18 protein-coding genes and 4 tRNA genes are annotated in these 20,159 nt (G+C 46.3%); 12 read left to right on the forward strand and 10 right to left on the reverse strand.

The window, feature by feature from the left end; genetic code table 11:
* Positions 1 to 84 precede the first annotated feature (84 nt).
* The 5 genes from lysS (at position 85) to ABSY64_RS05850 (ending at position 2,534) form a co-directional block, all read left to right on the forward strand.
* Entirely contained in the window at positions 85 to 1,572 is a 1,488-nt protein-coding gene (gene lysS / locus ABSY64_RS05830; RefSeq protein ID WP_349642145.1) for a lysine--tRNA ligase, read from the forward strand.
* 78 nt (positions 1,573 to 1,650) lie between these two features.
* Positions 1,651 to 1,723, forward strand: a tRNA-Asn gene (locus ABSY64_RS05835).
* Between the two features lie 121 nt (positions 1,724 to 1,844).
* Positions 1,845 to 1,917: transfer RNA gene (locus ABSY64_RS05840), tRNA-Asn, on the forward strand.
* Between the two features lie 5 nt (positions 1,918 to 1,922).
* Positions 1,923 to 1,995 (forward strand) — tRNA-Thr (locus tag ABSY64_RS05845).
* A gap of 68 nt (positions 1,996 to 2,063) precedes the next feature.
* Entirely contained in the window at positions 2,064 to 2,534 is a 471-nt protein-coding gene (locus ABSY64_RS05850) for a glutathione peroxidase (RefSeq protein WP_349642146.1), read from the forward strand.
* Positions 2,535 to 2,560: 26 nt separating this feature from the next.
* On the opposite strand, the gene ABSY64_RS05855 is transcribed toward ABSY64_RS05850, so the two are convergent.
* The 5 genes from ABSY64_RS05855 to ABSY64_RS05875 form a co-directional block, all read right to left on the reverse strand.
* Complete coding sequence (locus ABSY64_RS05855; RefSeq protein WP_349642147.1) at positions 2,561 to 3,400, reverse strand: alpha/beta fold hydrolase; 840 nt, start codon at positions 3,398 to 3,400, stop codon at positions 2,561 to 2,563.
* A 72-nt stretch (positions 3,401 to 3,472) separates the two neighbouring features.
* Positions 3,473 to 4,507, reverse strand: a complete 1,035-nt coding sequence (locus ABSY64_RS05860; RefSeq protein WP_349642148.1) for an ABC transporter permease — start codon at positions 4,505 to 4,507, stop codon at positions 3,473 to 3,475.
* Positions 4,508 to 4,593: 86 nt separating this feature from the next.
* Positions 4,594 to 5,163: a TetR/AcrR family transcriptional regulator gene (locus ABSY64_RS05865; protein WP_349642149.1), complete on the reverse strand. Its 570-nt coding sequence runs from the start codon at positions 5,161 to 5,163 to the stop codon at positions 4,594 to 4,596.
* Between the two features lie 362 nt (positions 5,164 to 5,525).
* Positions 5,526 to 6,023, reverse strand: a complete 498-nt coding sequence (locus tag ABSY64_RS05870; RefSeq protein ID WP_349642150.1) for a GNAT family N-acetyltransferase — start codon at positions 6,021 to 6,023, stop codon at positions 5,526 to 5,528.
* Positions 6,024 to 6,093: 70 nt separating this feature from the next.
* Positions 6,094 to 6,165 (reverse strand) — tRNA-Gln (locus ABSY64_RS05875).
* A gap of 181 nt (positions 6,166 to 6,346) precedes the next feature.
* On the opposite strand from ABSY64_RS05875, the gene ABSY64_RS05880 reads away from it, so the two are divergent.
* Complete coding sequence (locus ABSY64_RS05880; RefSeq protein WP_349642151.1) at positions 6,347 to 7,045, forward strand: GntR family transcriptional regulator; 699 nt, start codon at positions 6,347 to 6,349, stop codon at positions 7,043 to 7,045.
* A gap of 28 nt (positions 7,046 to 7,073) precedes the next feature.
* On the opposite strand, the gene ABSY64_RS05885 is transcribed toward ABSY64_RS05880, so the two are convergent.
* The 4 genes from ABSY64_RS05885 to ABSY64_RS05900 are packed head-to-tail and all read right to left on the reverse strand — an operon-like array spanning position 7,074 to position 10,408.
* Positions 7,074 to 7,727, reverse strand: a complete 654-nt coding sequence (locus ABSY64_RS05885) for an NAD(P)-dependent oxidoreductase (protein ID WP_349642152.1) — start codon at positions 7,725 to 7,727, stop codon at positions 7,074 to 7,076.
* A 42-nt stretch (positions 7,728 to 7,769) separates the two neighbouring features.
* Complete coding sequence (locus ABSY64_RS05890; protein WP_349642153.1) at positions 7,770 to 8,465, reverse strand: methionine ABC transporter permease; 696 nt, start codon at positions 8,463 to 8,465, stop codon at positions 7,770 to 7,772.
* On the reverse strand, positions 8,462 to 9,541 hold the full coding sequence (locus tag ABSY64_RS05895; protein ID WP_349642154.1) for a methionine ABC transporter ATP-binding protein: 1,080 nt from the start codon (positions 9,539 to 9,541) through the stop codon (positions 8,462 to 8,464). The genes ABSY64_RS05890 and ABSY64_RS05895 overlap by 4 nt, the downstream gene beginning before the upstream one ends.
* 27 nt (positions 9,542 to 9,568) lie before the next feature.
* Positions 9,569 to 10,408 (reverse strand): MetQ/NlpA family ABC transporter substrate-binding protein, encoded by an 840-nt coding sequence (locus ABSY64_RS05900; RefSeq protein ID WP_349642155.1) that lies wholly within the window; start codon positions 10,406 to 10,408, stop codon positions 9,569 to 9,571.
* 452 nt (positions 10,409 to 10,860) lie between these two features.
* On the opposite strand from ABSY64_RS05900, the gene ABSY64_RS05905 reads away from it, so the two are divergent.
* The 3 genes from ABSY64_RS05905 to ABSY64_RS05915 all read left to right on the forward strand — a co-directional run bounded on the left by ABSY64_RS05905 (position 10,861) and on the right by ABSY64_RS05915 (position 15,392).
* Positions 10,861 to 12,042: an MFS transporter gene (locus ABSY64_RS05905; protein WP_349642156.1), complete on the forward strand. Its 1,182-nt coding sequence runs from the start codon at positions 10,861 to 10,863 to the stop codon at positions 12,040 to 12,042.
* A gap of 240 nt (positions 12,043 to 12,282) precedes the next feature.
* Positions 12,283 to 14,943: a calcium-translocating P-type ATPase, PMCA-type gene (locus tag ABSY64_RS05910; protein WP_349642157.1), complete on the forward strand. Its 2,661-nt coding sequence runs from the start codon at positions 12,283 to 12,285 to the stop codon at positions 14,941 to 14,943.
* A 5-nt stretch (positions 14,944 to 14,948) separates the two neighbouring features.
* The gene (locus ABSY64_RS05915) at positions 14,949 to 15,392 is read left to right on the forward strand and encodes a chemotaxis protein (protein ID WP_349642158.1); all 444 of its coding nucleotides are present in this window, start codon (positions 14,949 to 14,951) and stop codon (positions 15,390 to 15,392) included.
* Between the two features lie 17 nt (positions 15,393 to 15,409).
* On the opposite strand, the gene ABSY64_RS05920 is transcribed toward ABSY64_RS05915, so the two are convergent.
* Positions 15,410 to 16,399: a sugar transferase gene (locus tag ABSY64_RS05920; protein ID WP_349642159.1), complete on the reverse strand. Its 990-nt coding sequence runs from the start codon at positions 16,397 to 16,399 to the stop codon at positions 15,410 to 15,412.
* 49 nt (positions 16,400 to 16,448) lie between these two features.
* On the opposite strand from ABSY64_RS05920, the gene pepV reads away from it, so the two are divergent.
* The 3 genes from pepV to ABSY64_RS05935 all read left to right on the forward strand — a co-directional run bounded on the left by pepV (position 16,449) and on the right by ABSY64_RS05935 (position 20,136).
* The gene (gene pepV, locus ABSY64_RS05925) at positions 16,449 to 17,888 is read left to right on the forward strand and encodes a dipeptidase PepV (RefSeq protein WP_349642160.1); all 1,440 of its coding nucleotides are present in this window, start codon (positions 16,449 to 16,451) and stop codon (positions 17,886 to 17,888) included.
* 65 nt (positions 17,889 to 17,953) lie between these two features.
* Positions 17,954 to 19,390, forward strand: a complete 1,437-nt coding sequence (locus ABSY64_RS05930) for an ABC transporter substrate-binding protein/permease (protein WP_349642161.1) — start codon at positions 17,954 to 17,956, stop codon at positions 19,388 to 19,390.
* Positions 19,387 to 20,136, forward strand: a complete 750-nt coding sequence (locus tag ABSY64_RS05935; RefSeq protein ID WP_349642162.1) for an amino acid ABC transporter ATP-binding protein — start codon at positions 19,387 to 19,389, stop codon at positions 20,134 to 20,136. The genes ABSY64_RS05930 and ABSY64_RS05935 overlap by 4 nt, the downstream gene beginning before the upstream one ends.
* Positions 20,137 to 20,159: the final 23 nt, after the last annotated feature.

Below are 20,159 nucleotides of genomic sequence, written 5' to 3' on the forward strand. Positions count from 1 at the left end.
TTTTAGCTTTGTTGACCATGTCTGAATTTGTTATGATAGGTATGGTTAAATATGCAGATAAAGGCATCGGAAAGGAATTAATACATGGCTGAAGAACGAGCCCTCAATGATCAGATGGTTGCCCGTCGCCAGAAGCTTAAGGCTTTGGTTGATGACTTGCACCTCGATCCATTCGGTAAGCGCTTTGATCGTACGGCAAAGGCTGCTGATTTACATGAAAAATATGATGGAATGACTGGAGAAGAATTGGCTGCTAAGCCAATCGAAGTCGTCATTGCTGGTCGCATGGTTGCCAAGCGTGGTGCCGGTAAGGTTATTTTCGCGGACATTCGCGATGTTTCCGGTAAGATTCAGGTCTATGCCCGTCGCGATGATTTAGGCGACAATTACCCAATTATTAAGCGTGCTGATCTTGGTGATTTCCTGGGTATTAAGGGAACCATGATGAAGACCGATGCAGGTGAATTGACCATTTTGGTTTCTCACTTGACTCACTTGACTAAGGCTTTGCGCCCAATGCCAGATAAGTTCCACGGTATTTCGGATGTTGAAACTCGCTACCGTAAGCGTTACTTGGACTTGATTGCCAATGAAGACTCATTCCGCAAGTTCCAGCAACGTTCACACATCATCTCAGCCATCCGCCGCTACATGGATGGTCAAGATTTCTTGGAAGTGGAAACGCCAATCTTGCAAACGCAGGCTGGTGGAGCAGCGGCCCGTCCATTCGTTACCCACCACAATGCCTTGGACATCGACATGTACATGCGTATCGCCACTGAGCTTTACTTGAAGCGCTTGGTTGTAGGTGGTATGGAGCGTGTTTATGAAATCGGTCGTATCTTCCGTAACGAAGGAATGGACCCTAAGCACAATCCTGAATTTACTTCTTTGGAATCCTATGCAGCATACTGGGACTTCACTGACGTAATGAAGGAAACTGAAGGAATCTTCCGTGCCGGTGCAAAGGCCGTTTCAGACGACCTTAAGATTACCTATCAAGGGACTGAAATCGATTTGAACAAGCCTTTCAACCGTGCCCACATGGTTGATTTGATTAAGGATCGTACTGGTGTTGATTTCTGGCCTGAAATGTCAGTTGAAGAAGCTCGTAAGTTGGCTGACGAACACCACGTTAAGTATGAAAAGTACTGGAAGGTTGGCCACATCATCAACGCCTTCTTTGAAGAATTCGTTGAAGATACCTTGGAGCAACCAACCTTTGTCTACGGACATCCTGTTGAAGTATCACCATTGGCCAAGAAGAATGCGGATGATCCACGCTTTACGGACCGTTTCGAACTCTTTATCAAGGGTTCTGAATTTGCCAATGCCTTTACTGAATTGAACGATCCAATCGATCAACGTCAACGTTTTGAAGCGCAAGCGGCAGAACGTGACAACGGTAATGACGAAGCGGAAAACATTGATGAAGACTTCGTCGAGGCCCTGGAATACGGTATGCCACCTACGGGTGGATTGGGAATCGGAATCGATCGTTTGATTATGCTTTTGACTGATTCTGCAACCATTCGTGACGTGGTTTTGTTCCCAACAATGCGTCCTGAATAATTCTAATAAAAAGTCGATTTCTATTGACAAAATGCTTGTTTATTCGCTATACTGTTTTAGTTGAGTAAACAACATTATTCCGACTTAGCTCAGTTGGTAGAGCACACGACTGTTAATCGTGTTGTCGTCGGTTCGAGCCCGACAGTCGGAGCTAGTAAGCAGCCAGATGGCTGCTTTTTTCTTGGATTTTTTTCTAATTTATCAGCTTAGTTCGTTGACAGTTCTGAATAGCCATGGCATAATGTAATAGTTGTTTTAAAGCAATGCATTATTCCGACTTAGCTCAGTTGGTAGAGCACACGACTGTTAATCGTGTTGTCGCCGGTTCGAGCCCGGCAGTCGGAGTATTTGCCGACGTAGCTCAGTTGGTAGAGCACGGGTATCGTAAACCTGGGGTCGGAGGTTCGATTCCTCTCGTCGGCACTGAGTAAAAAGCACACCATGTTGGTGTGCTTTTTTGTTATAGTAGACCCAATCAAAAGGAGGTCACGATGACAACAATCTATGATTTCAAAGAAAAAGAAATGAACGGTGGCGACATCGATTTGAAGGATTACCAGGGCAAGGTGCTCTTAATCGTTAATACGGCCTCAAAGTGTGGCCTGGCACCACAACTTGAAGGCTTAGAAGCGCTTTACAAGCAATATAAGGACGATGGGCTCGTGGTTCTAGGTTTGCCTTCTAACCAGTTTAAACAAGAACTGGCGGACGGTCAGGACGCTTCAGAGTATTGCCAGATCCATTATGGTGTTACTTTTCCCATGACGGAGCGTGTGCAGGTCAATGGCGATGATGAAGATCCACTTTTCACCTATCTGAAGGCTGAATCTGGCCATGGCCGCATCAAGTGGAATTACACTAAGTTTTTGATTGGCCGCGACGGACAGCTTATTCACCGTTATGCGCCGACCACAAAGCCTGAAAAAATTGAACCTGCCATTAAAGAAGCTTTGCAGGCATAAGAAAAGCAGCCAACATGGCTGCTTTTTTAATGCCAATTTTTAATGTAGTCAGCGATGATTTGGTACTGGCTTTCCAAGGCAAAATGGCCCGCATCCAGCAAATGAATCTCTGCTTTCGGTAGGTCGCGTTTGAAGGCCTCGGCGCCCGGATAGACGAAGGAAGGATCGTTCTTACCCCAAAGCGCCAATAATTTGGGTTCTTCTTGGCGGAGGTATTTTTGGAAAGTTGGATAGAGCGCCACATTGTTCTGATAATCGAAAATTAAGTCCGACTGCACTTCAGCATAGTTGGCATTCTGCGAATAAAAAATATCGAGGGAATAACCGTCAGGGGCGACGCTTCCAGGCCGTTCGCCATTGAGATACTGATTCTTAATTGTATCGGGAGCAAAAGCGCTTTGAAAAGCTTGCCGCTGTGCTTGGGTCGGATTATGCCAATATTTTGCCCGTTCTTGCCATTTGGCTCCCAAGCCCTCCTGATAGATGTTACCATTTTGACTAATGATTCCCAGGACTGACTCAGGCTGGCGCAGGGCCAAACGAAAGCCGATGGGCGCACCGTAATCAAAGACGTAGAGGTAGTATCGCTTGATTAACAGCTGTTCGATAAGCGCTTCGACAATGTCCGTTAAGTGTTCGAAGCTGTACTTGAATTCCTTATGATTTGGCTTTGCAGACTGACCGAAACCAGGATAGTCGGGGGCAAGCAAATGAAAGTCGTTTTCGAGTAAGGGCATCAAATTGCGGAAGTAAAAGCTGGAAGAAGGAAAGCCATGGAGCAACACTAAGGTTGGTTTTTTAGGGTTTCCAGCCTCACGATAGAAGATTTTTTGTTTTTCAATTTCAGTGTAATGGTAAGTGATCATGAGAAAGTCCTTTCTTTAAGAATAAATCAGACCAAGCAAAAAAGCACTCCGAAGAGTGCTTTCAAGTTGATTTTAGATCTTTGAACGCTTACCGAAGTAGTAGAGGCCACCACCGATAATAACGTAGGCAGCAAGGACTGTGATAGGCATTGCCGTGGCGTGACCATCGAAGAAGACGATGTTACGTAGCAAAGTACCAGTTGCACCAGGTGGAAGGAGTTGTCCGAAGGCACCCCAACCAGAAGGCAACATTTCAGGTGCTGAAGATAGTCCGGAAAGAGGGTTTCCAAGTAGAATCAACATCACTGCGGCGATACCAAGTCCAGCATTACCAATGACTTCCAAAAGTCCGAGAACGAAGAAACCAGTGGCAGCAATACCAAGCATGGCACATAGGGAAGTAATGAAGTAGTTGCCGTCGAAGGTACCTACAACGAACTGGATAACGGCAACCAAGCCAAGTCCACCGATTACGGCGAAGGCAAGGATGGCAGCTAACTTTTCGCGCTTGCCCTTAACCATGTTGGCGATGGCAACTGCACCAATCCAACCACCCAAGGCGATTGGTAGGGCACCGGCTGCAAGACCAGCTCCCTTAGGGTCAGCCTTAGGGAAGGACTTCAAATCAACAATCTTGGCCTGCTTAGCATCGATAGCGTTTAGCTTAGCCTGCATCATCTTAATGGTCTGGACATCCTGTGCCTTTTCCATCATTGGTGCGATTTGAGCCTTAGCAGCGGCCTTTTGTTGCGTAACCATTCCTTGACCGATTTGAGTCAAAGCTTGTGCAACAGCAGTTGAAGCTGCTGAAGCTTCATAAATGGTAACGTCACCAGTCTTTGAAAGGGCAATGGCACCGTATATCTTACGATCAGTGACGTCATCCTTCATGCTGTTGTTGTGCTTGTAATGAGTAACCTTGAAGCCCTTATCTTCAAGAGGCTTAGCCAACTTATCATAAGTGGCTTTGTCTTCGGTTACGACACCGATTGGGACGTTATGAACGCCCGAATTAACGGCTGGAAGTGAGAAGGCAGTCATCATGATTCCCAAGATAACTGTCAAACCAACAACCAGCGTCAAAATGAATTTGTATGATGATTTCATTTCTCTGCTCCTTTATTTTTAACAAGTCTTATTTTAAAGGGCATAGAAAAGTAAACAACCATCAATATCCGATAAGTGTTGGGTATTTACATGTTCAGTAAGTTTTTGAAAATTCCGGGCGCGATTTGACCAACAATTTCTGAAAATTCTTCTGGTGTTTCTTTAAAATTACGTTGCATCCAGGTCACCATGAGATTAATGACGGTACTTCCGGTCATGGCGTTGACGTACTCTGCTGGAATCGTAATTCGTTGATCAAGTTGGTTGTTTTGAAATTCTTTTTGAGCACGATTCGTTAGACGAAAACCGAATTTACCATCTGATTTTGGACCGATAAAGAGTTGAAAGATATCGCGTCGCTGATAAAGTCCTTCGCATAAGCCAATGATTCGTTGTCGAATGACACTGGCATTTTGGAGATTTTCGTAACTGAGCTTGGGCAGGTCGGATAGCACTTCTTCAATCGTCGCCAACTGCATCTTCTCCATCAAATCTTCTTTATCGATGTAATGGGCGTAGAAAGTTGAACGGTTGATTTCTGCTGCTTTAACAATTTGGCTAACGGTAATGTGATCAAAACCAACCGTTTTGACAAGCTTCAAGAATTCATTTTGAATGCGGGCATCACTTTGTTGATATCGGGCGTCTGTTTTCATATTAAGAACGCTTTCTTCAAATTTTTTAATATAGTAATTAAGGCTTTTATTCACTTATACCCTTAGAATGATAAAATCTATTTAAGCTTAGATTACAGAATGTTAACTAATTGTTGCAAAAGTGTGACAAATAAGACAAAGTAATGTATAATACATGTATAAGCGTTACGTAGGAAGGGGATGAACTTATGTTCTTCAAAGGTTTCATGGATTGGTATAATGGTTCAGGTACCCACATCTAAACCGTTTTACGAATGTTTATTTGAGGAGTTGGTTGGGTTTCTAACCAGCTTTTCTTATTATTACAGTAATATTACTTTTGTAAAATAAAGAGCTTGAACGGATAACGTTCAAGCTCTTTTTCATTTCTTAAAGTCATTAGCGAAGAGACCCATCATGTAAGAATCGTGATACTTGCCTTCAGCAAAATAATGTTGTTTGAGGCAGCCTTCCTCTTGGAAGCCAATCTTCTTATAAATATGAACGGCGGCTGCATTGTCCACGTCAACAATCAAGTAAATCTTGTGAAGGTTTAGGACGGAGAAGGCGTATTCTAGGCCAGCCAGCATGCCTTTTTGTGCCAAGCCTTGGCCCTGAAAATCAGGATGAATGATAATTTGAATTTCAGCGTGGCGATGAATCGTGTTAATGTCCATCAATTCGACCACACCGGCAAATTGGTCGTCGACTTCAATCACGAAGCGACGTTCGGCTTGGTCAAGGACGTGGCGGTCGTACAAAATACTGAGTTCGTCAAATGACGTATAGGGTTCTTCGAACCATAGCGCCATCACGGAACGGGAGTTACGTTGCTGATAAATGTGGGGAAGATCCTTTTTCTCCAGTGGTCGGATATTCATAGATACCTGCTTTCGTAGATTGGAACTATGATAACACAAAAGGCGACATCCGCAGATGTCGCCCTTGAGATTGCCCCTGCTGGATTCGAACCAGCGCATAACGGCACCAGAAGCCGTCGCCTTACCGCTTGGCCAAGGGGCAATTACTTGAATTATATTACCGAATTTTGGCCGCTTTTGCAAGGGTAAATTCAACTTTTCTATCCGACGATAACTTGATTTTATTTGATAAAAGGGACTAGGCCAATTATAATAGGCCATAGAGGCCAGTATTAGTAGACCCCATATAATTAGACTTGAATCAATAAGTGGAGGAGGTTGCTATGGGTATACCACGTTACATTGAAATCCATAATGAAATACGTGAACGAATTGCTGCGGGTGAATGGCAGACGAATAACCGTTTGCCGGCAGAACGTGATTTGGCCGAGACCTTTCATGTTTCCCGTATGACCTTGCGTCAGGCCATCCAAACCTTGGTTGATGAAGGAATTTTGGAACGTAAAGTTGGTTCCGGAACCTATGTTGCCGAGAAGAAGGTTTCTGAACGTGCACTGGGCGTGACCAGCTTTACGGAACTGATGAAACAGGCGGGCAGAACACCGCAGTCAATTACCGTTTCTTATAAAATTACGATGCCATCAGCGTCCGAAATGGGTCGGCTAAAGCTTAAGGCAGACGACGAAGTGCTTGTCATGGAGCGTTTGCGGTTAGGTGATGATGAACCCATTTTGCTCGAGCAGACGACTTTGCCCGTAAAGTTAGTCAATAACTTTACCCGTTCGGAGCTAACGGATTCACTCTATGCCACCCTGATTAAGGCGGGCATTCAGCCCGGTCACGCTGAGCAAACGGTGACGGCTTCATTGGCCACCGAACGCCAGGCCGACTTCTTGCAGATTAAGCGTGGGGACGCCATTCTTTCGGTTCGTCAGGTCTCTTATGATCAAAATGACCAGCCTTTTGAATACGTCCGTTCTTACTACGTTGGCGATCGTTTTGAATTTAAATTAATGCGTTAAAAAAGCCGCTCAGCTGAGCGGCTTTTTATTATCCATTGGCGATGGTAAAACGTTCTTGGTGGTATTGAGGCTTCTTTAATTCCTTCAAGATGGCCAAAACCAAGGTACTAGTCGACGTCAAGGCCGGCTTACCATCTTTGGTAATCAATTCATCCTTGCCAATCACAGGCTTTTCACTGGCGGGGCCGGTGTGGTAATCCAATGAAGGGGAGATACCAAGCCAGTTGACGTTTTTAACAGTGCGCAAGAATTCCAATTCTGCCAACTGGTTTTCAGGGATTGCTAACCAAGGCTTGTTGTTTGGATCAGCTGCAATATCATCGACGACCAGGTGTTTGTCCTTGCCAGTCACAAGGGAACCAGCGCCTAAAACAAAGACTAGACGGGGCTTTTCGCTGTCACGTAGTTGGGCAACCAAATGCGTGGCCAAGTCAACGTGCAGATAAGCCTTTTCGGGTGCTGTTGCAAAAGCATCGATAACGGCGTCGTACTGCTGCAATTGTTCACGCGTTAAGGTAAAGGCGTCTTGGGCCAAGGTGTCAATGTCCTTGAAGTACTTCTTCAAGTCGTCCAAATGTTCTTGGGAAGGGCTGTTGGCAGTAATTTCGTCACCTTGAGCTAAGGCTTCGCGAACAAAGGTTGAACCGGTCATACCAGTGGCGCCAATAACTAAAATTTTCATGAATAAATCCTTTCTTCAATAAAAAGCCCCGAAGGGCTTTTTTTACTTATGATTGTAACGCTTTGCCAACCAATCACCAACAACTTGCACAATCAAAACGAAGACAAGTACGAGGAAAGTGGCGACCAAAGTTGTGTCGGTTGCGAAACGATTGTAACCATAGGCGATGGCCATGTTACCAAGACCTCCGGCACCGATGGCACCGGCCATGGCAGTTAATCCAATTAATGAAATCAAAGTAACCGTGGAAACACGGATGATTTCTGAGCGGCCTTCACGGAAGTAAACACCGAAGACGATGTCCCAAAATGAAGCTCCGACTGCTTGGGCAGCTTCAACGATACCACCATCCACTTCAGTCAAAGCCACTTGGATTTGACGAGCGTAGAAGGGGAAAACACCTAGTGAAAGTGGCACGAGGGCGGCAGTGGTACCGATTTGCGTACCCACAATCAGCTTGGTAAAGGGCGCAATGAAGGCCAGCAAGATAATGAAAGGTACGGCACGAAAGATTGAAACAATCTTGTCGGTAATCCAGTACAAAGTACGGTTAGGCGTGATACCGCGGGGGCTAGTCACCACAAGGGCGATTCCAAAGATCAAACCCAGGATACCACCGAAGAAGGCGGACCAGAAGGTCATGAAAATCGTTTGGGTAATGGCTGTCCACCAACCAGTGTCACCAGTCCAACCTTGATAAATAACGTTGGGAAAAGTTTGATTAATCCATGTACTCATAGGGCTTTCGCTCCTTTCAAAATCTCGACGCCGACACCTTGCTGAACAAGGTCAGCAATGGCATCCTGCAAGTTACCAGCAGGACCAGACAAGACAACCAAGAGGGAACCAACTTCGTTTCCTTGAAGGACTTCGATGTTTCCATACAAGATGTTGGCCTGTACTTGATACTCACGGTAAATGCTTGCAATCAAAGCCTTGTTGGTACTCTTACCCGTGTAATCCAAGCGGGCAAAGATTTCGTTTGGCAACAATTGCTGTACGAACGGCTGCTCGGAAATGACCTTGATGGTCTGGTTCAGGTTGGTGGTCGTTTCGATAAATTCCTGGGTCAACGTTTCCTTTGGGTTGGCGAAGATATCGAGCAAAGAACCGCGTTCGATAATCTGACCATCTTGCATAACGGCGACCTTGTTGGCGATGGCCTTCACGGCTTCCATTTCATGGGTAATCAAGAGAATGGTCAAACCGTATTCCTGGTTCAACTTCTTCAAAAGCTCCAAAATCTGGTTGGTTGTTTTAGGATCCAAGGCAGAAGTGGCTTCATCTGAAATCAAAATCTTAGGATCGTTGGCCAAGGCACGGGCGATGGCGACACGCTGCTTTTGTCCACCGGAAAGTTGACTTGGATACTGCTCAGCACGGTCAGATAATTCAACCAAGGCAAGCAATTCCTTAACCTTTGCGTCACGTTCCTTTTCCTTAAGAGGGGAATGTTCCAAAGCAAAGGCAACGTTTTCAGCAACGGTACGTTCGTTCAAAAGATTGAAATGCTGGAAAATCATTCCAATCTTGCGGCGTTCCTGGCGCAATTGACCCTTGCCAATACGCTTTGTGCTGCCTTCACCCTTGTTAAAGAAAGTCTTGCCGTCTACCACAACAGAACCCTTGGTTGGTTCCTGCAACAAATTGATGGTACGAACTAAAGTTGACTTTCCGGCTCCAGAGTATCCTACGATTCCGTAAACATCGCCAGCATTAACATCCAAGGAAACGTCTTGGACGGCATTAATGGTGCGCTGCTTTTGGACGAAGGAAACATCAATATTTTTTAGTGAAATAATTGTTTCGCTCATGACTTTTACCTTTCTATAGAAGAGAGTTTATTTCTTGTAATCCCAAACGGTGATTTCAGCACCCTTGTAGTATTTGTTAACCAGTTCCTTGGTCTTTTCAGTTTGAAGGGCCTTAACCACCTTCTTGTAGTTCTCGTTATCCTTGTCCTTTTTGTTAGCGGCAATGAAGTTAAAGAACTGGGTGGTGTCCTTGTTCAAACCTTCAACGTAGATGGCTGAGTTGAAATCAATCTTGGCTGACTTGGCGAAGTTGGTGTTGATGACCGCACCAGCGAAAGAAGCATCTGACAAGGAAGTTGGGGTCTGGGAAGCATCAACGGGCTTGATAACCAAGTTCTTAGGGTTGTCCGTAATATCCTTAGTCGTGGCCTTGTTGGTGTCCTTCAACTTGATCAAACCAGCTGCGGCAAGCAGGTGAAGGGCACGGTTTTCGTTGGTCACATCGTTTGGAATAGCGATTTGGTCACCGTCCGAGAAGTCGTCCTTGTTTTGGTACTTGTTGGAGTACAGACGTAATGGCGTCGTCCAAGTGTCACCAATCGAAACGATGTCGCCGTGGTTGGCCTTGTTCCAGTTTTCCAAGAATGGGTAGTTTTGGAAGGCGTTCAAATCGATGTCGTGGTTGGCCAGAGCCTTGTTAGGCTGTGAATAATCGTTGAACTTGACCGTCTTAAGGGTAATTCCATACTTTTCCTTAGCGGTTTTGATGGTCTGGGCCCAAATTTGATCTTCATTCTTATCACCGGCCATGACACCGATGGTCACCGTCTTGTTGTTAGACTGTGGGTGATTGAAGAAAGAAAAATAGGCAGCGACAATCATGACGAGGGCGAAGATACCCAAATTAATTTTACTTTTGCGACTCATAAGTCTCTCCTTTGTTTTTTGGCAACAAAAAAAGTCGCTCCCAACCCTAAATTAAGGATACAGAAGCGACAATCGCGTTACCATTCTGAGGTTTTTATCCCTGATTGCTCAGAAACTGCTCACTAACCATCGGGCCACGGGAGATGATCCTAGCCGAATGGTGTGCCGGGTAACGACGGCCAATTCGTCAACTGCTAACGGTAAACCGAATCACAGCTGCCAATCACAGATCATTTTCATCTTCGCCCTCACGAAAGCTTGCACCAACCACTTTCTCTCTCAGCTTTGCTTGAAGATTACTTTTCTGCTCAACTTGTTTAATATTTGACTCTATCCTACAAGGCAAGAAAGCGTCTGTCAAGAGAAATATGATTTTTTAATGAGTAAATGATCGCTTATTGAGGACTTCTTCTGTTAGAATTGGGAAACGTTACTATCTGGGGGAAAGCACTTTGAGAAAAAAAGAATATTTAATTGGAATCTTCGGCATTTTGCTCATCGGAGCGAATTTGCGTCTACCAATTACGATGGTACCGCCATTTTTGCCGGAAATTGACCATCTCTTTGGCTTAGCAACGAGTGTCAATGGCTTGTTGACGACGATTCCTTTGTTGATGTTTGCCTTGCTGTCACCACTAGTGGCTTCCTGGGGTGTTCGCCTTGGCAATGTTAAAGTCTTGTTTTATGCCCTAATCATTTTGGCTCTGGGGAGTTTTCTTCGTTCGATTCCAAATGTCTGGGCCCTCTTTATTGGGACCATCACCGTTGGAATTGGGATTTCGGGCGGCAATGTCCTTTTGCCCAGTATCATTCAAGAATACTTTGCTAATAAAGCAACCCTGATAACGGGCCTATACCTCACAACCATGAGTGTTTTTGCTGCTATCGGGACGGGTGGGATTGTGCCCCTCTTTCAAAAGACCGGTTATAGTGCTGCAATCCTGGTGCTATCTTCTTTTAGTTTGTTCGCTTTACTTTTGTGGACCCGCTTTTCGATCAAACTGCCTGCAAAGGAAGTCGAAAAGACGATTAGTCGGCAGACTGCGCAAAAATATTCGGTTAAGGGCGCCAAGTTGACTTGGTTGGTTACGCTTTATTTTGGGATTCAGTCACTCTTAGCCTATTCCCTAATTGCTTGGTTACCGAGCTACTGGGTACATGTCCGTTTCTCAACTACGCTAGCGGGCTTGCTGATGACCTTCTTCGTCTTGGTGGGCATTCCGATGACGATGTTAATTCCTTTCGTAGCGCGAACGAAGCAGGGGACTCTTGCGCTGACGATTGTGATTGGCTTGGGGATGATGCTTGGAACGCTTAGTCTAATTATTTCATCGCAAAATTTTGGACTCAACCTCTTTTGTGCCATTTTGCTGGGGATGACAACGGTTTCAGCCTTTAGCTTGAGTATTGTCTTTTTTCAGCAGAAAACATCCTCCTATGAACAAACCGCTGAACTGTCTGGAACGGCCCAGTCAATCGGCTATTTGTTGGCGGGGACAGGGCCGTTGCTTTCCGGTATTCTGGTTGACCATTTCCATTCCTGGCCGCTTGTCTTTGCTATATATGTTGGCTTGGCCTGCCTGCTACTTCTCGTGGGAATCGTAATCGCTTTTAGCAAACCCATTAAGGGCTGATTTAAAATATTAATTGTCCGATTTAAAAAAAGCTGATACAATAATTGCAACAAGTTAATTTCTGAGGGAGTAACTGACGAAATGTTCGTGGCCAAATCGTCAAAGCAAAACAGCAATGTTTTATATCGCGCTTGGGCGCCGGTTTGGCATTAAACAGTGAGACTCATATAAGGGCTATTTTCTGCGCTTATATGGGTCTTTTTCTTTTCAGAAATTACTAAAAATAAAGGAGAATATACATTGGAACAACCTTTCTATAAGCAAAGCAGCCAGGAAGTCCTTGCCAATTTGACGACGACGCGTGAAGCTGGTTTGAGTCAGGCCCAAGTCCAAGATCGTCTTGAAACCAACGGTCCCAACCAGTTGCAAGCGGCTAAGACTTCATCAATCTGGCAAAAATTTGTCGACCAGTTTAAGGACTTGATGATTGCCATCTTGTTGGTCGCCGCTGTGGTGGCCGCCTTTACTGGCGAATTGACGGATGCCATCTTTATTTTGGCCATCGTGATTATCAACGCCGTCTTCGGTGTTTTCCAAGAAACTCGTGCAGAGGGTGCCATTCAGGCCCTTCAAGAGATGTCGACGCCCAACGCCAATGTCATGCGTGATGGCCGTGACCAAGAGGTTTCGGCCCCTGACTTAGTGGTCGGTGACATTGTTTATTTGGAAGCCGGTGATGTTGTGCCCGCTGATTTGCGTTTACTCGAATCAGCATCTTTGCAAATTGAAGAATCTTCTTTGACCGGTGAATCGGTACCGGTTCAAAAACAAGATGCCGCCTTGCCTGACGAAGACCTGCCACTTGGCGACCGCTCCAACTTGGCCTTCATGAACACCAACGTGACCTATGGTCGTGGCGTCGGGGTCGTGGTGGCCACCGGAATGGATACAGAGATTGGTCATATCGCCGGCGCTTTGGCGAATACGGCTGAAACCAAGACGCCATTGCAGGAAAACTTGGCACAACTGGGTCGTATTTTGACCTACTTGATTCTTGGCATCGCCGCCTTGACCTTCGTGGTCGGCATGATCCGCCATCAAGAATCCTTCTTGAACATGCTTTTGACTTCGATTTCCTTGGCCGTTGCCGCCATCCCCGAAGGTTTGCCCGCCATCGTTACCATTACCTTGGCCTTGGGAACCACGCGAATGGCTGCCCGCCACGCCTTGGTGCGTAAGTTGCCCGCAGTGGAAACCCTCGGTTCAACGGACATCATTGGTTCCGATAAGACCGGTACTTTGACCCAAAATAAGATGACCGTCGAAAAGATGGTAGTTAATGGGCAAGTCGAAGACGTCGCCAACACCAGTGAATTAACTGGTACAGCCGCTCGTTTGGCCGACATCATGGCCCTAAACAACGATACGAAGCGCACCGATGAAGGTTTGGTTGGCGACCCAACCGAAACGGCTTTGATTGCCTTTAACGAAAATCACGGTCGTAACTTGGATGAACTTTTCGCTAAGATGCCTCGTCAAGACGAAATTCCTTTCGATTCTGAACGTAAGTTGATGGCCACTTTGAACCCGGCACCACAGGGTTATCTTGTGACGGTCAAGGGAGCACCCGACGAATTGTTGAAGCGGGTCACCCAGATTGAAATGAATGGCGAAGTTCGGCCCTTGGACGATGAAATGCGTCAGCGCCTACTCCAAATTAACGGTGATTTGGCGCGCCAAGCACTACGTGTTTTGGCCTTCGCCTACAAGTTGGTTGACAAAAAGCCTGCTGAAATGACCAGTGAAAAGGTCGAAACTGATTTGATCTTTGCCGGTTTTGTCGGCATGATTGACCCAGAACGTCCCGAAGTTGCCCAAGCGGTTGCCGAAGCCAAGTCCGCCGGTATTCGCCCAATCATGATTACGGGTGACCACCGGGATACGGCTGCTGCCATCGCCCAACGTCTAGGAATTTTGGATAAAAATGATTTGGACACGGCCGTTATTTCCGGTTCTGATTTGGATGCCATGTCAGAAGAAGAATTTGCCGACCGGGTTACGCAGTATTCCGTCTATGCCCGTGTGGCACCAGAACACAAGGTTAAAATTGTCAAGGCTTGGCAGGACCGCGGTAAGGTCGTTGCCATGACTGGCGACGGCGTTAATGATGCCCCTGCCTTGAAAACTGCCGATATTGGAATTGCCATGGGAATCACCGGAACAGAAGTTTCCAAGGGAGCTTCTGACATGGTCTTGGCCGATGATAATTTCGCGACGATTGTCCATGCTGTTGAAGAAGGGCGTAAGGTCTTCCGTAACATCCAGAAGTCCTTGCAGTACTTGCTCGCTTCAAACTTGGCCGAAGTGATTTCAATTTTTGTCATGACCTTGCTCGGTTGGAACATTTTGGCACCGGTTATGATTCTTTGGATTAACTTGGTAACGGATACCTTGCCAGCGATTGCGCTGGGTGTTGAACCGGCTGAAAAGGGCATTATGCAACAAAAGCCCCGTGGCCGTACCGCATCCTTCCTTTCTGGTGGTGTTGGGCCTGCTATCATCTGGCAGGGAATCCTGCAGGCTGTGATTGTCCTTTCCGTTTACGGCTTTGCGCTAGCCTTTCCAGATCACCATGGGGAAGAGTTGGTTCACGCGGATGCCTTGACCATGGCCTTTATGACCCTTGGTTTGATGCAGATGTTTAACGCCATTAACGTGAAGTCCGTCTATGGCTCCATGTTGAACCGTCAGGCTTTTGCTAACAAACTCTTTAACTGGGGCTTGCTGGTTTCCTTGATTGCGATGGCCGCCGTTGTAGTAATCAAGCCATTGAACCCAATCTTCCACGTTTCCAACTTGGATCCATATCAGTGGTTCGTGGTTCTGGTAGCTGGAATTTCTGTTATTGTCATCGTGGAACTGGTAAAATTGGTGCAACGAGTAATTTTTCATAAAGGATAATAGCGATGCCTAAATTTAACCCTAAGCAACTACAACACTATGTACAATCACTACAAGCGGTCTTGCAATCAACGCAGGACCAGGCCAACCACGTTTCACCTTACTTCGTGAAGTTGGATGACGCCCGCCAAGAAAAGAAGCTTTCCGAAATGGATTCCGTTGAATTCAAGGAAATTAAGGCTGAATTCGATGACGCAGTGACTTGCTACGAAGACAACGCCAAGAAGTTGGCGGCTTTGCAAGCACCCGTGCGCTGGCTAGGCGCTCACAAGTCATTGGTTAAGAACTATGACGAATACGCTAAGGCCACCAAGATGATGGCCGATGCCTTGGATGCTGATAAGCAAACGATTGATGAAGAACACTTCACTCAGTCAGAAAATGATCAAGAACTCTACATGGGCAAGGTGCAAGCCAACGTAACCAAGATTTTTGGTTCGGCCATGTAAAAAGAAAAGCAACTTTCTTAGGAAAGTTGCTTTTTTATTGCTGTCAAAACTTTTTGGCTATAGCGGCCTGCATTAACTTTGTCGGCCAAGGGCTGTAAATTGGTTTGCCAGTCCTGATATTGCTGGACGGTCACGTCCGCAACGCGCTTTAGCTGGCTTAAATCATCGATGGTTAAACCAATGCCCTGGGATTTAATCACTTGCCCAAGATAGGATTGGGACCAGGCGATTAGGGGCAGGCCAGCTTTGAGGTAGAGCGAAGCCTTGTGAGGTGCATTCCAGCGGGTATAGCTTTGATACTTTTTATCATCAAAGTCGTTATCCCAAAGGAGGCCGAAGCCGCTCTTGAATTCAAAGGCGATTTCGTCCGGAGCATAGTTTCCCCGCCAAGTGATATCGGCTGGAAAATCAAAATCCCGCCACTTCTTGGGTTTGCTACCAAAGAGGGTGATTTCAGGGCCAGCATATTCTTGCAGCCAGGGTGACTTTTGGAAGGTGCCGGCGAAGTTGATCTTCTTACTATACTCAGCTCCCGCTGGGACGGGGCCAAGGTAGTCAAAGAGTCCTTGCACCACGAAGGGCTTGTCGATGCCATGTTCACGGAGTTTATTTGCCATTGCTGGGGAATGAACGACGATTAAGTCGTAGTGCTTAAGTAAGGCGAATTCCCAGGGATTTTCTTTCTTTAAACGTAGTGGTTCTAAATCATGAATGAGGAGGGCCTTTTTCACGCCGACCTGTGAAAGTGACTGACTAAAGCCTTCTTCAAAGGCCTGGCTCATATAGCTGGGAAATTGGTGCAGGACAATGTCACCGGCAGAAAGGTTCTTGGTCCAGGTCCGGATTTTTTCCTGGCGGACTCCTTGGCCAAATCTTTGGTCATTGTAGCGTTCTAATGGTAAAATTTTCCAGTTAGATGCTGCCGCGATTTTTGCATAGTCATCCTTGGCTTTCAAGGCACCGGCGGGCATCCAGGGTTCAATTGTTTGCGTGATATAGGCTGTCATGGGCTTAATTATAGCAAAGCTAACATTTAAAAACGGGGGAGATAGACTGATGGAAAAGGACGCAGATAGTTGGTTAAAACAGGCACAAAGTTACCAACCGGAGCTTTTAACTAATTTAAAAAAATATTTGGCCATTCCTTCCGTATATGATCCAAAAACTGTTACGGAGAAAACCCCATTGGGGAAAGGCATTGACCAGGCCCTGACATTTTTGGAAGATTTGGCGCGCCAAGATGGTTTTCGGGTACGCCGCTGTGCAAAAGGAATGGTTTCGGTCATTTCTTTTGGCCCCGAAGATGCTAAAGAAACGATTGGTGTTCTAGTTCACGCCGACGTTGTTCCTGCCGGTTCTGGTTGGACCGTCACGGGGGCCTTCGAGCCCAAGGAAATCAACGGCCGCTTATACGGTCGCGGTGCCCACGATATGAAGGCGGATGTCATGGCCTCTTATTACGCCATTCGCCAATTAGCGGATGATGGCTTGCAGCCCAACCGCCGAATTGATTTGATTGTTGGTGGGGATGAAGAAAGTCAGTGGCGCGATATGCGGGCCTATTTGGCGGAAAACGAAGCGCCTACAATGGCCTTTTCACCAGACGGCGCTTTTCCGGTTGTTCCCGGTGAGCTGGGCGTTGTCACGATGCAACTCCACGTTCCGGCTGCTAAAAATCAAGGGTCTTGGCGGCTTTTGTCTTTTGATGCAGGTATTCGCGATAACGTTGTTCCAGGTCAGGCACTAGCTAAGCTACAAGTTGCTAATGATGAAGAGGCAACCTTAGAAGCAGCTTACCAGGCCTATCTCAGCCAGTATGTTGCCATCAATGGAACCATGCAAAAAGATGGGAATGTTGTGACCTTGAAGTTGAATGGTATCGCCGCTCACGGCGCCTACCCTGACCAGGGGATGAATGCCGCGACCTTCCTGGCACATTTTCTAATGAACTATGCTTTTGATACGGAGAGCCAAAAGTTTCTACAACTAATCGGCGACCGCCTGCATGAGAATTTTGAAGCGCAAAATCTTGGCATCGATTACCGTGATCCCATCATGGGCGGCCTGGTACTTAATCTTTCTCAAGTGCACTATCAAGAAGAAAAAGGTGGCGACATTAACTTGCGTTTCCGCTTCCCAAAGGGAATTGAAATTAGCAGCGTTGCTAAGGATTTGCAGGATAACTTGGGCGAGTATGATGCCAAGGTAAGTTATGACCCTGATAAGGTTAGCCCGGCGCACTTTGTTCCTCTCGATGATGAAATTGTTAAAACATTGGGACAGGTATATGCCGACCATACCAATAGTGAAAAAACGTACAAAATTGCGTCAGGTGGTTCCTACGCTCGAATCATCAAGCGCGGGGTTGCATTTGGTGGCCAGTTCCCCGATGCACCCATGAATAGCCACCAGCCCAACGAGTTTGTCATTGTTGCTAACATTCCCCGGGCCCAGGCAATCTTTGCCGATGCGCTAGCCCGCTTGGCAATGCTCTAGACCACTCGTGTCATAAAAGCTGACACAATTTCTTCGCTAACTTGACAGACTGCTATATTGAAAGCATGAAGAAGATATTGAAAATGCTAACCCTCGCAGTGGCCGCTTTTTCTTTGGGTACTTTTGCCCAGAAAGCAGATGCCGCTAGCGAACCCCACTACGTGATTACGACCGATGGAACTTATCCACCCTTCGATTTTGCGAATCAAGACAATCAGTACGTGGGAATTGATCAAGACATTTTGAAGGCAATTGCCAAGGCAGAAGGTTTTACTTACACTTTGAAGCCAATGTCCTTTAATGCGGCCACGCAGTCGGTTTCATCCGACCAAGCCGATGGTGTCATTGCCGGAATGTCCATTACGCCAGAACGTAAGGCGGTTTTTGATTTTGGAACGCCTTATTACCGTTCGGGAATTGCCTGGGCAGTTGCCAAGGGCTCCAAGATTAAGTCTTTGGAAGACTTGCGTGGCAAGACCGTGGCGATTAAAACCGGAACTTCTGGTGCAGACTACGCCCTTTCCATTCAAAAGAAGTACGGCTTTAAGGTAACCTACTTCAATGACTCCGAAACGCTTTACCGAGACGTGATTAACGGTAATTCGGTTGCCACTTTCGGTGATCTGCCCGTTTTGCTTTACTCCATTAAAAATGGGACGGAACTGAAAGTCATGAACGCTAAGAACCCATATCAGGCTGGTGAATATGGTTTCGCCGTCAAGAAGGGGTCAAATGCTGCCTTGCTGGCCGCCTTTAACCGTGGTTTCGCTAAAATCAAGGCCGACGGTACTTACCAAAAGATTATCGACAAGTATTTGAATGCTTCTGCAAGCGAATTTACTGGTAACCAGAATTCAACTTGGAACATTTTGAAGGCGAACCGCGCTGCCTTCCTAGATGGCCTAAAGGAAACCATCATCTTGACGGTGATTGGTATTATCTTGGCTGGTCTCTGGGGTTTAATCCTCGGTGTGATGGGCGTTAGCCAGTGGCGTTTGTTCCGCTGGATTTCGTCAACTATTATCTATACTTTCCGTGGTTTGCCAATGATGGTTTTGGCCTTCTTTATCTACATCGGTTTGCCTGGTGTGATTGGAGCAAAGATTCCGGCACTGATTGCTGGAATCGTGACCTTGGTACTTAACGAAGGGGCCTATATCGGGGCCTTCGTCCGCGGTGGCTTTGAAAGCGTTGATTACGGCCAAATGGAAGCAGCCCGTTCACTGGGCTTGAGCCACAATAAGGCCATGCGCAAGGTCATTATGCCGCAGGGAATCAAGCTGGTTATCCCTTCATTTGTTAACCAATTGATTATTACTTTGAAGGATACTTCGATTTTGTCAGCCATCGGAATCGTCGAATTGACTCAGACCGGAACGCTGATTGTTTCACGAAATTCTCAAGGATTCCGCGTGTGGGCACTGGTAGCTATGGTATACTTAATTGTAATTACGGTGCTAACTTGGTTTAGTAACTGGATTGGAAAAAGGACACAGGCATGAGTGAAGAAAAGCAAGTAAAAGTACATGTTGACAAGGTCAACAAGTCATACGGTAGCAACCACGTCCTTCGTGACATTTCCCTTGATGTTGATGCAAATGAAGTGGTCGTCATGATTGGCCCTTCTGGTTCAGGAAAGTCAACTTTCCTTCGAATGCTCAACCAACTGGAAGTTCCTAATAGCGGAACCATCGTGGTGGATGGTCACAATATTTCGGACAAGAAGACCGATATTAATAAGGTTCGTGAAAATATCGGAATGGTTTTCCAGAATTTCAACCTCTTCAATAATTACACAGTACTTGAAAACATTACTTTGGCACCCGTTCAATTGGGCAAGATGACCAAGCAGGAAGCTGAAAAGCGCGGTCGCGAATTGTTGGAGACGGTTGGTTTGGCCGACAAGGCCGACGTTTCCGTCAACTCTTTGTCCGGTGGTCAAAAGCAGCGTATTGCCATCGCCCGTGCTTTGGCAATGGATCCTGACGTGATGCTCTTCGACGAGCCAACTTCAGCCCTCGATCCTGAAATGGTTGGGGATGTCTTGGACGTTATGAAGGACTTGGCTAAGTCAGGAATGACGATGATTATCGTGACGCACGAAATGGGCTTTGCTAAGCAGGTTGCTGACCGAGTTGTCTTCTTCGAATCTGGTAAGATTCAAGAATCAGGTACGCCTGAAGAAATCTTTAATGCCCCTAAGAATGCACGTTTGCAAGAATTCTTGAGCAAGGTGATGCAGGCTTAACAACCAAAAAGGTGGCGGATGCC

The organism is Eupransor demetentiae (genome assembly GCF_963930865.1).
Taxonomy (GTDB): domain Bacteria; phylum Bacillota; class Bacilli; order Lactobacillales; family Lactobacillaceae; genus Eupransor; species Eupransor demetentiae.

What these genes read in the sequence shown, in the direction of transcription:
- lysS (WP_349642145.1), top strand. Translation starts at nt 85, where the DNA reads ATGGCTGAAGAACGAGCCCTCAATGATCAGATGGTTGCCCGTCGCCAG.
- ABSY64_RS05850 (WP_349642146.1), top strand. Translation starts at nt 2,064, where the DNA reads ATGACAACAATCTATGATTTCAAAGAAAAAGAAATGAACGGTGGCGAC.
- ABSY64_RS05855 (WP_349642147.1), bottom strand. Translation starts at nt 3,400, where the DNA reads ATGATCACTTACCATTACACTGAAATTGAAAAACAAAAAATCTTCTAT.
- ABSY64_RS05860 (WP_349642148.1), bottom strand. Translation starts at nt 4,507, where the DNA reads ATGAAATCATCATACAAATTCATTTTGACGCTGGTTGTTGGTTTGACA.
- ABSY64_RS05865 (WP_349642149.1), bottom strand. Translation starts at nt 5,163, where the DNA reads ATGAAAACAGACGCCCGATATCAACAAAGTGATGCCCGCATTCAAAAT.
- ABSY64_RS05870 (WP_349642150.1), bottom strand. Translation starts at nt 6,023, where the DNA reads ATGAATATCCGACCACTGGAGAAAAAGGATCTTCCCCACATTTATCAG.
- ABSY64_RS05880 (WP_349642151.1), top strand. Translation starts at nt 6,347, where the DNA reads ATGGGTATACCACGTTACATTGAAATCCATAATGAAATACGTGAACGA.
- ABSY64_RS05885 (WP_349642152.1), bottom strand. Translation starts at nt 7,727, where the DNA reads ATGAAAATTTTAGTTATTGGCGCCACTGGTATGACCGGTTCAACCTTT.
- ABSY64_RS05890 (WP_349642153.1), bottom strand. Translation starts at nt 8,465, where the DNA reads ATGAGTACATGGATTAATCAAACTTTTCCCAACGTTATTTATCAAGGT.
- ABSY64_RS05895 (WP_349642154.1), bottom strand. Translation starts at nt 9,541, where the DNA reads ATGAGCGAAACAATTATTTCACTAAAAAATATTGATGTTTCCTTCGTC.
- ABSY64_RS05900 (WP_349642155.1), bottom strand. Translation starts at nt 10,408, where the DNA reads ATGAGTCGCAAAAGTAAAATTAATTTGGGTATCTTCGCCCTCGTCATG.
- ABSY64_RS05915 (WP_349642158.1), top strand. Translation starts at nt 14,949, where the DNA reads ATGCCTAAATTTAACCCTAAGCAACTACAACACTATGTACAATCACTA.
- ABSY64_RS05920 (WP_349642159.1), bottom strand. Translation starts at nt 16,399, where the DNA reads ATGACAGCCTATATCACGCAAACAATTGAACCCTGGATGCCCGCCGGT.
- pepV (WP_349642160.1), top strand. Translation starts at nt 16,449, where the DNA reads ATGGAAAAGGACGCAGATAGTTGGTTAAAACAGGCACAAAGTTACCAA.
- ABSY64_RS05930 (WP_349642161.1), top strand. Translation starts at nt 17,954, where the DNA reads ATGAAGAAGATATTGAAAATGCTAACCCTCGCAGTGGCCGCTTTTTCT.
- ABSY64_RS05935 (WP_349642162.1), top strand. Translation starts at nt 19,387, where the DNA reads ATGAGTGAAGAAAAGCAAGTAAAAGTACATGTTGACAAGGTCAACAAG.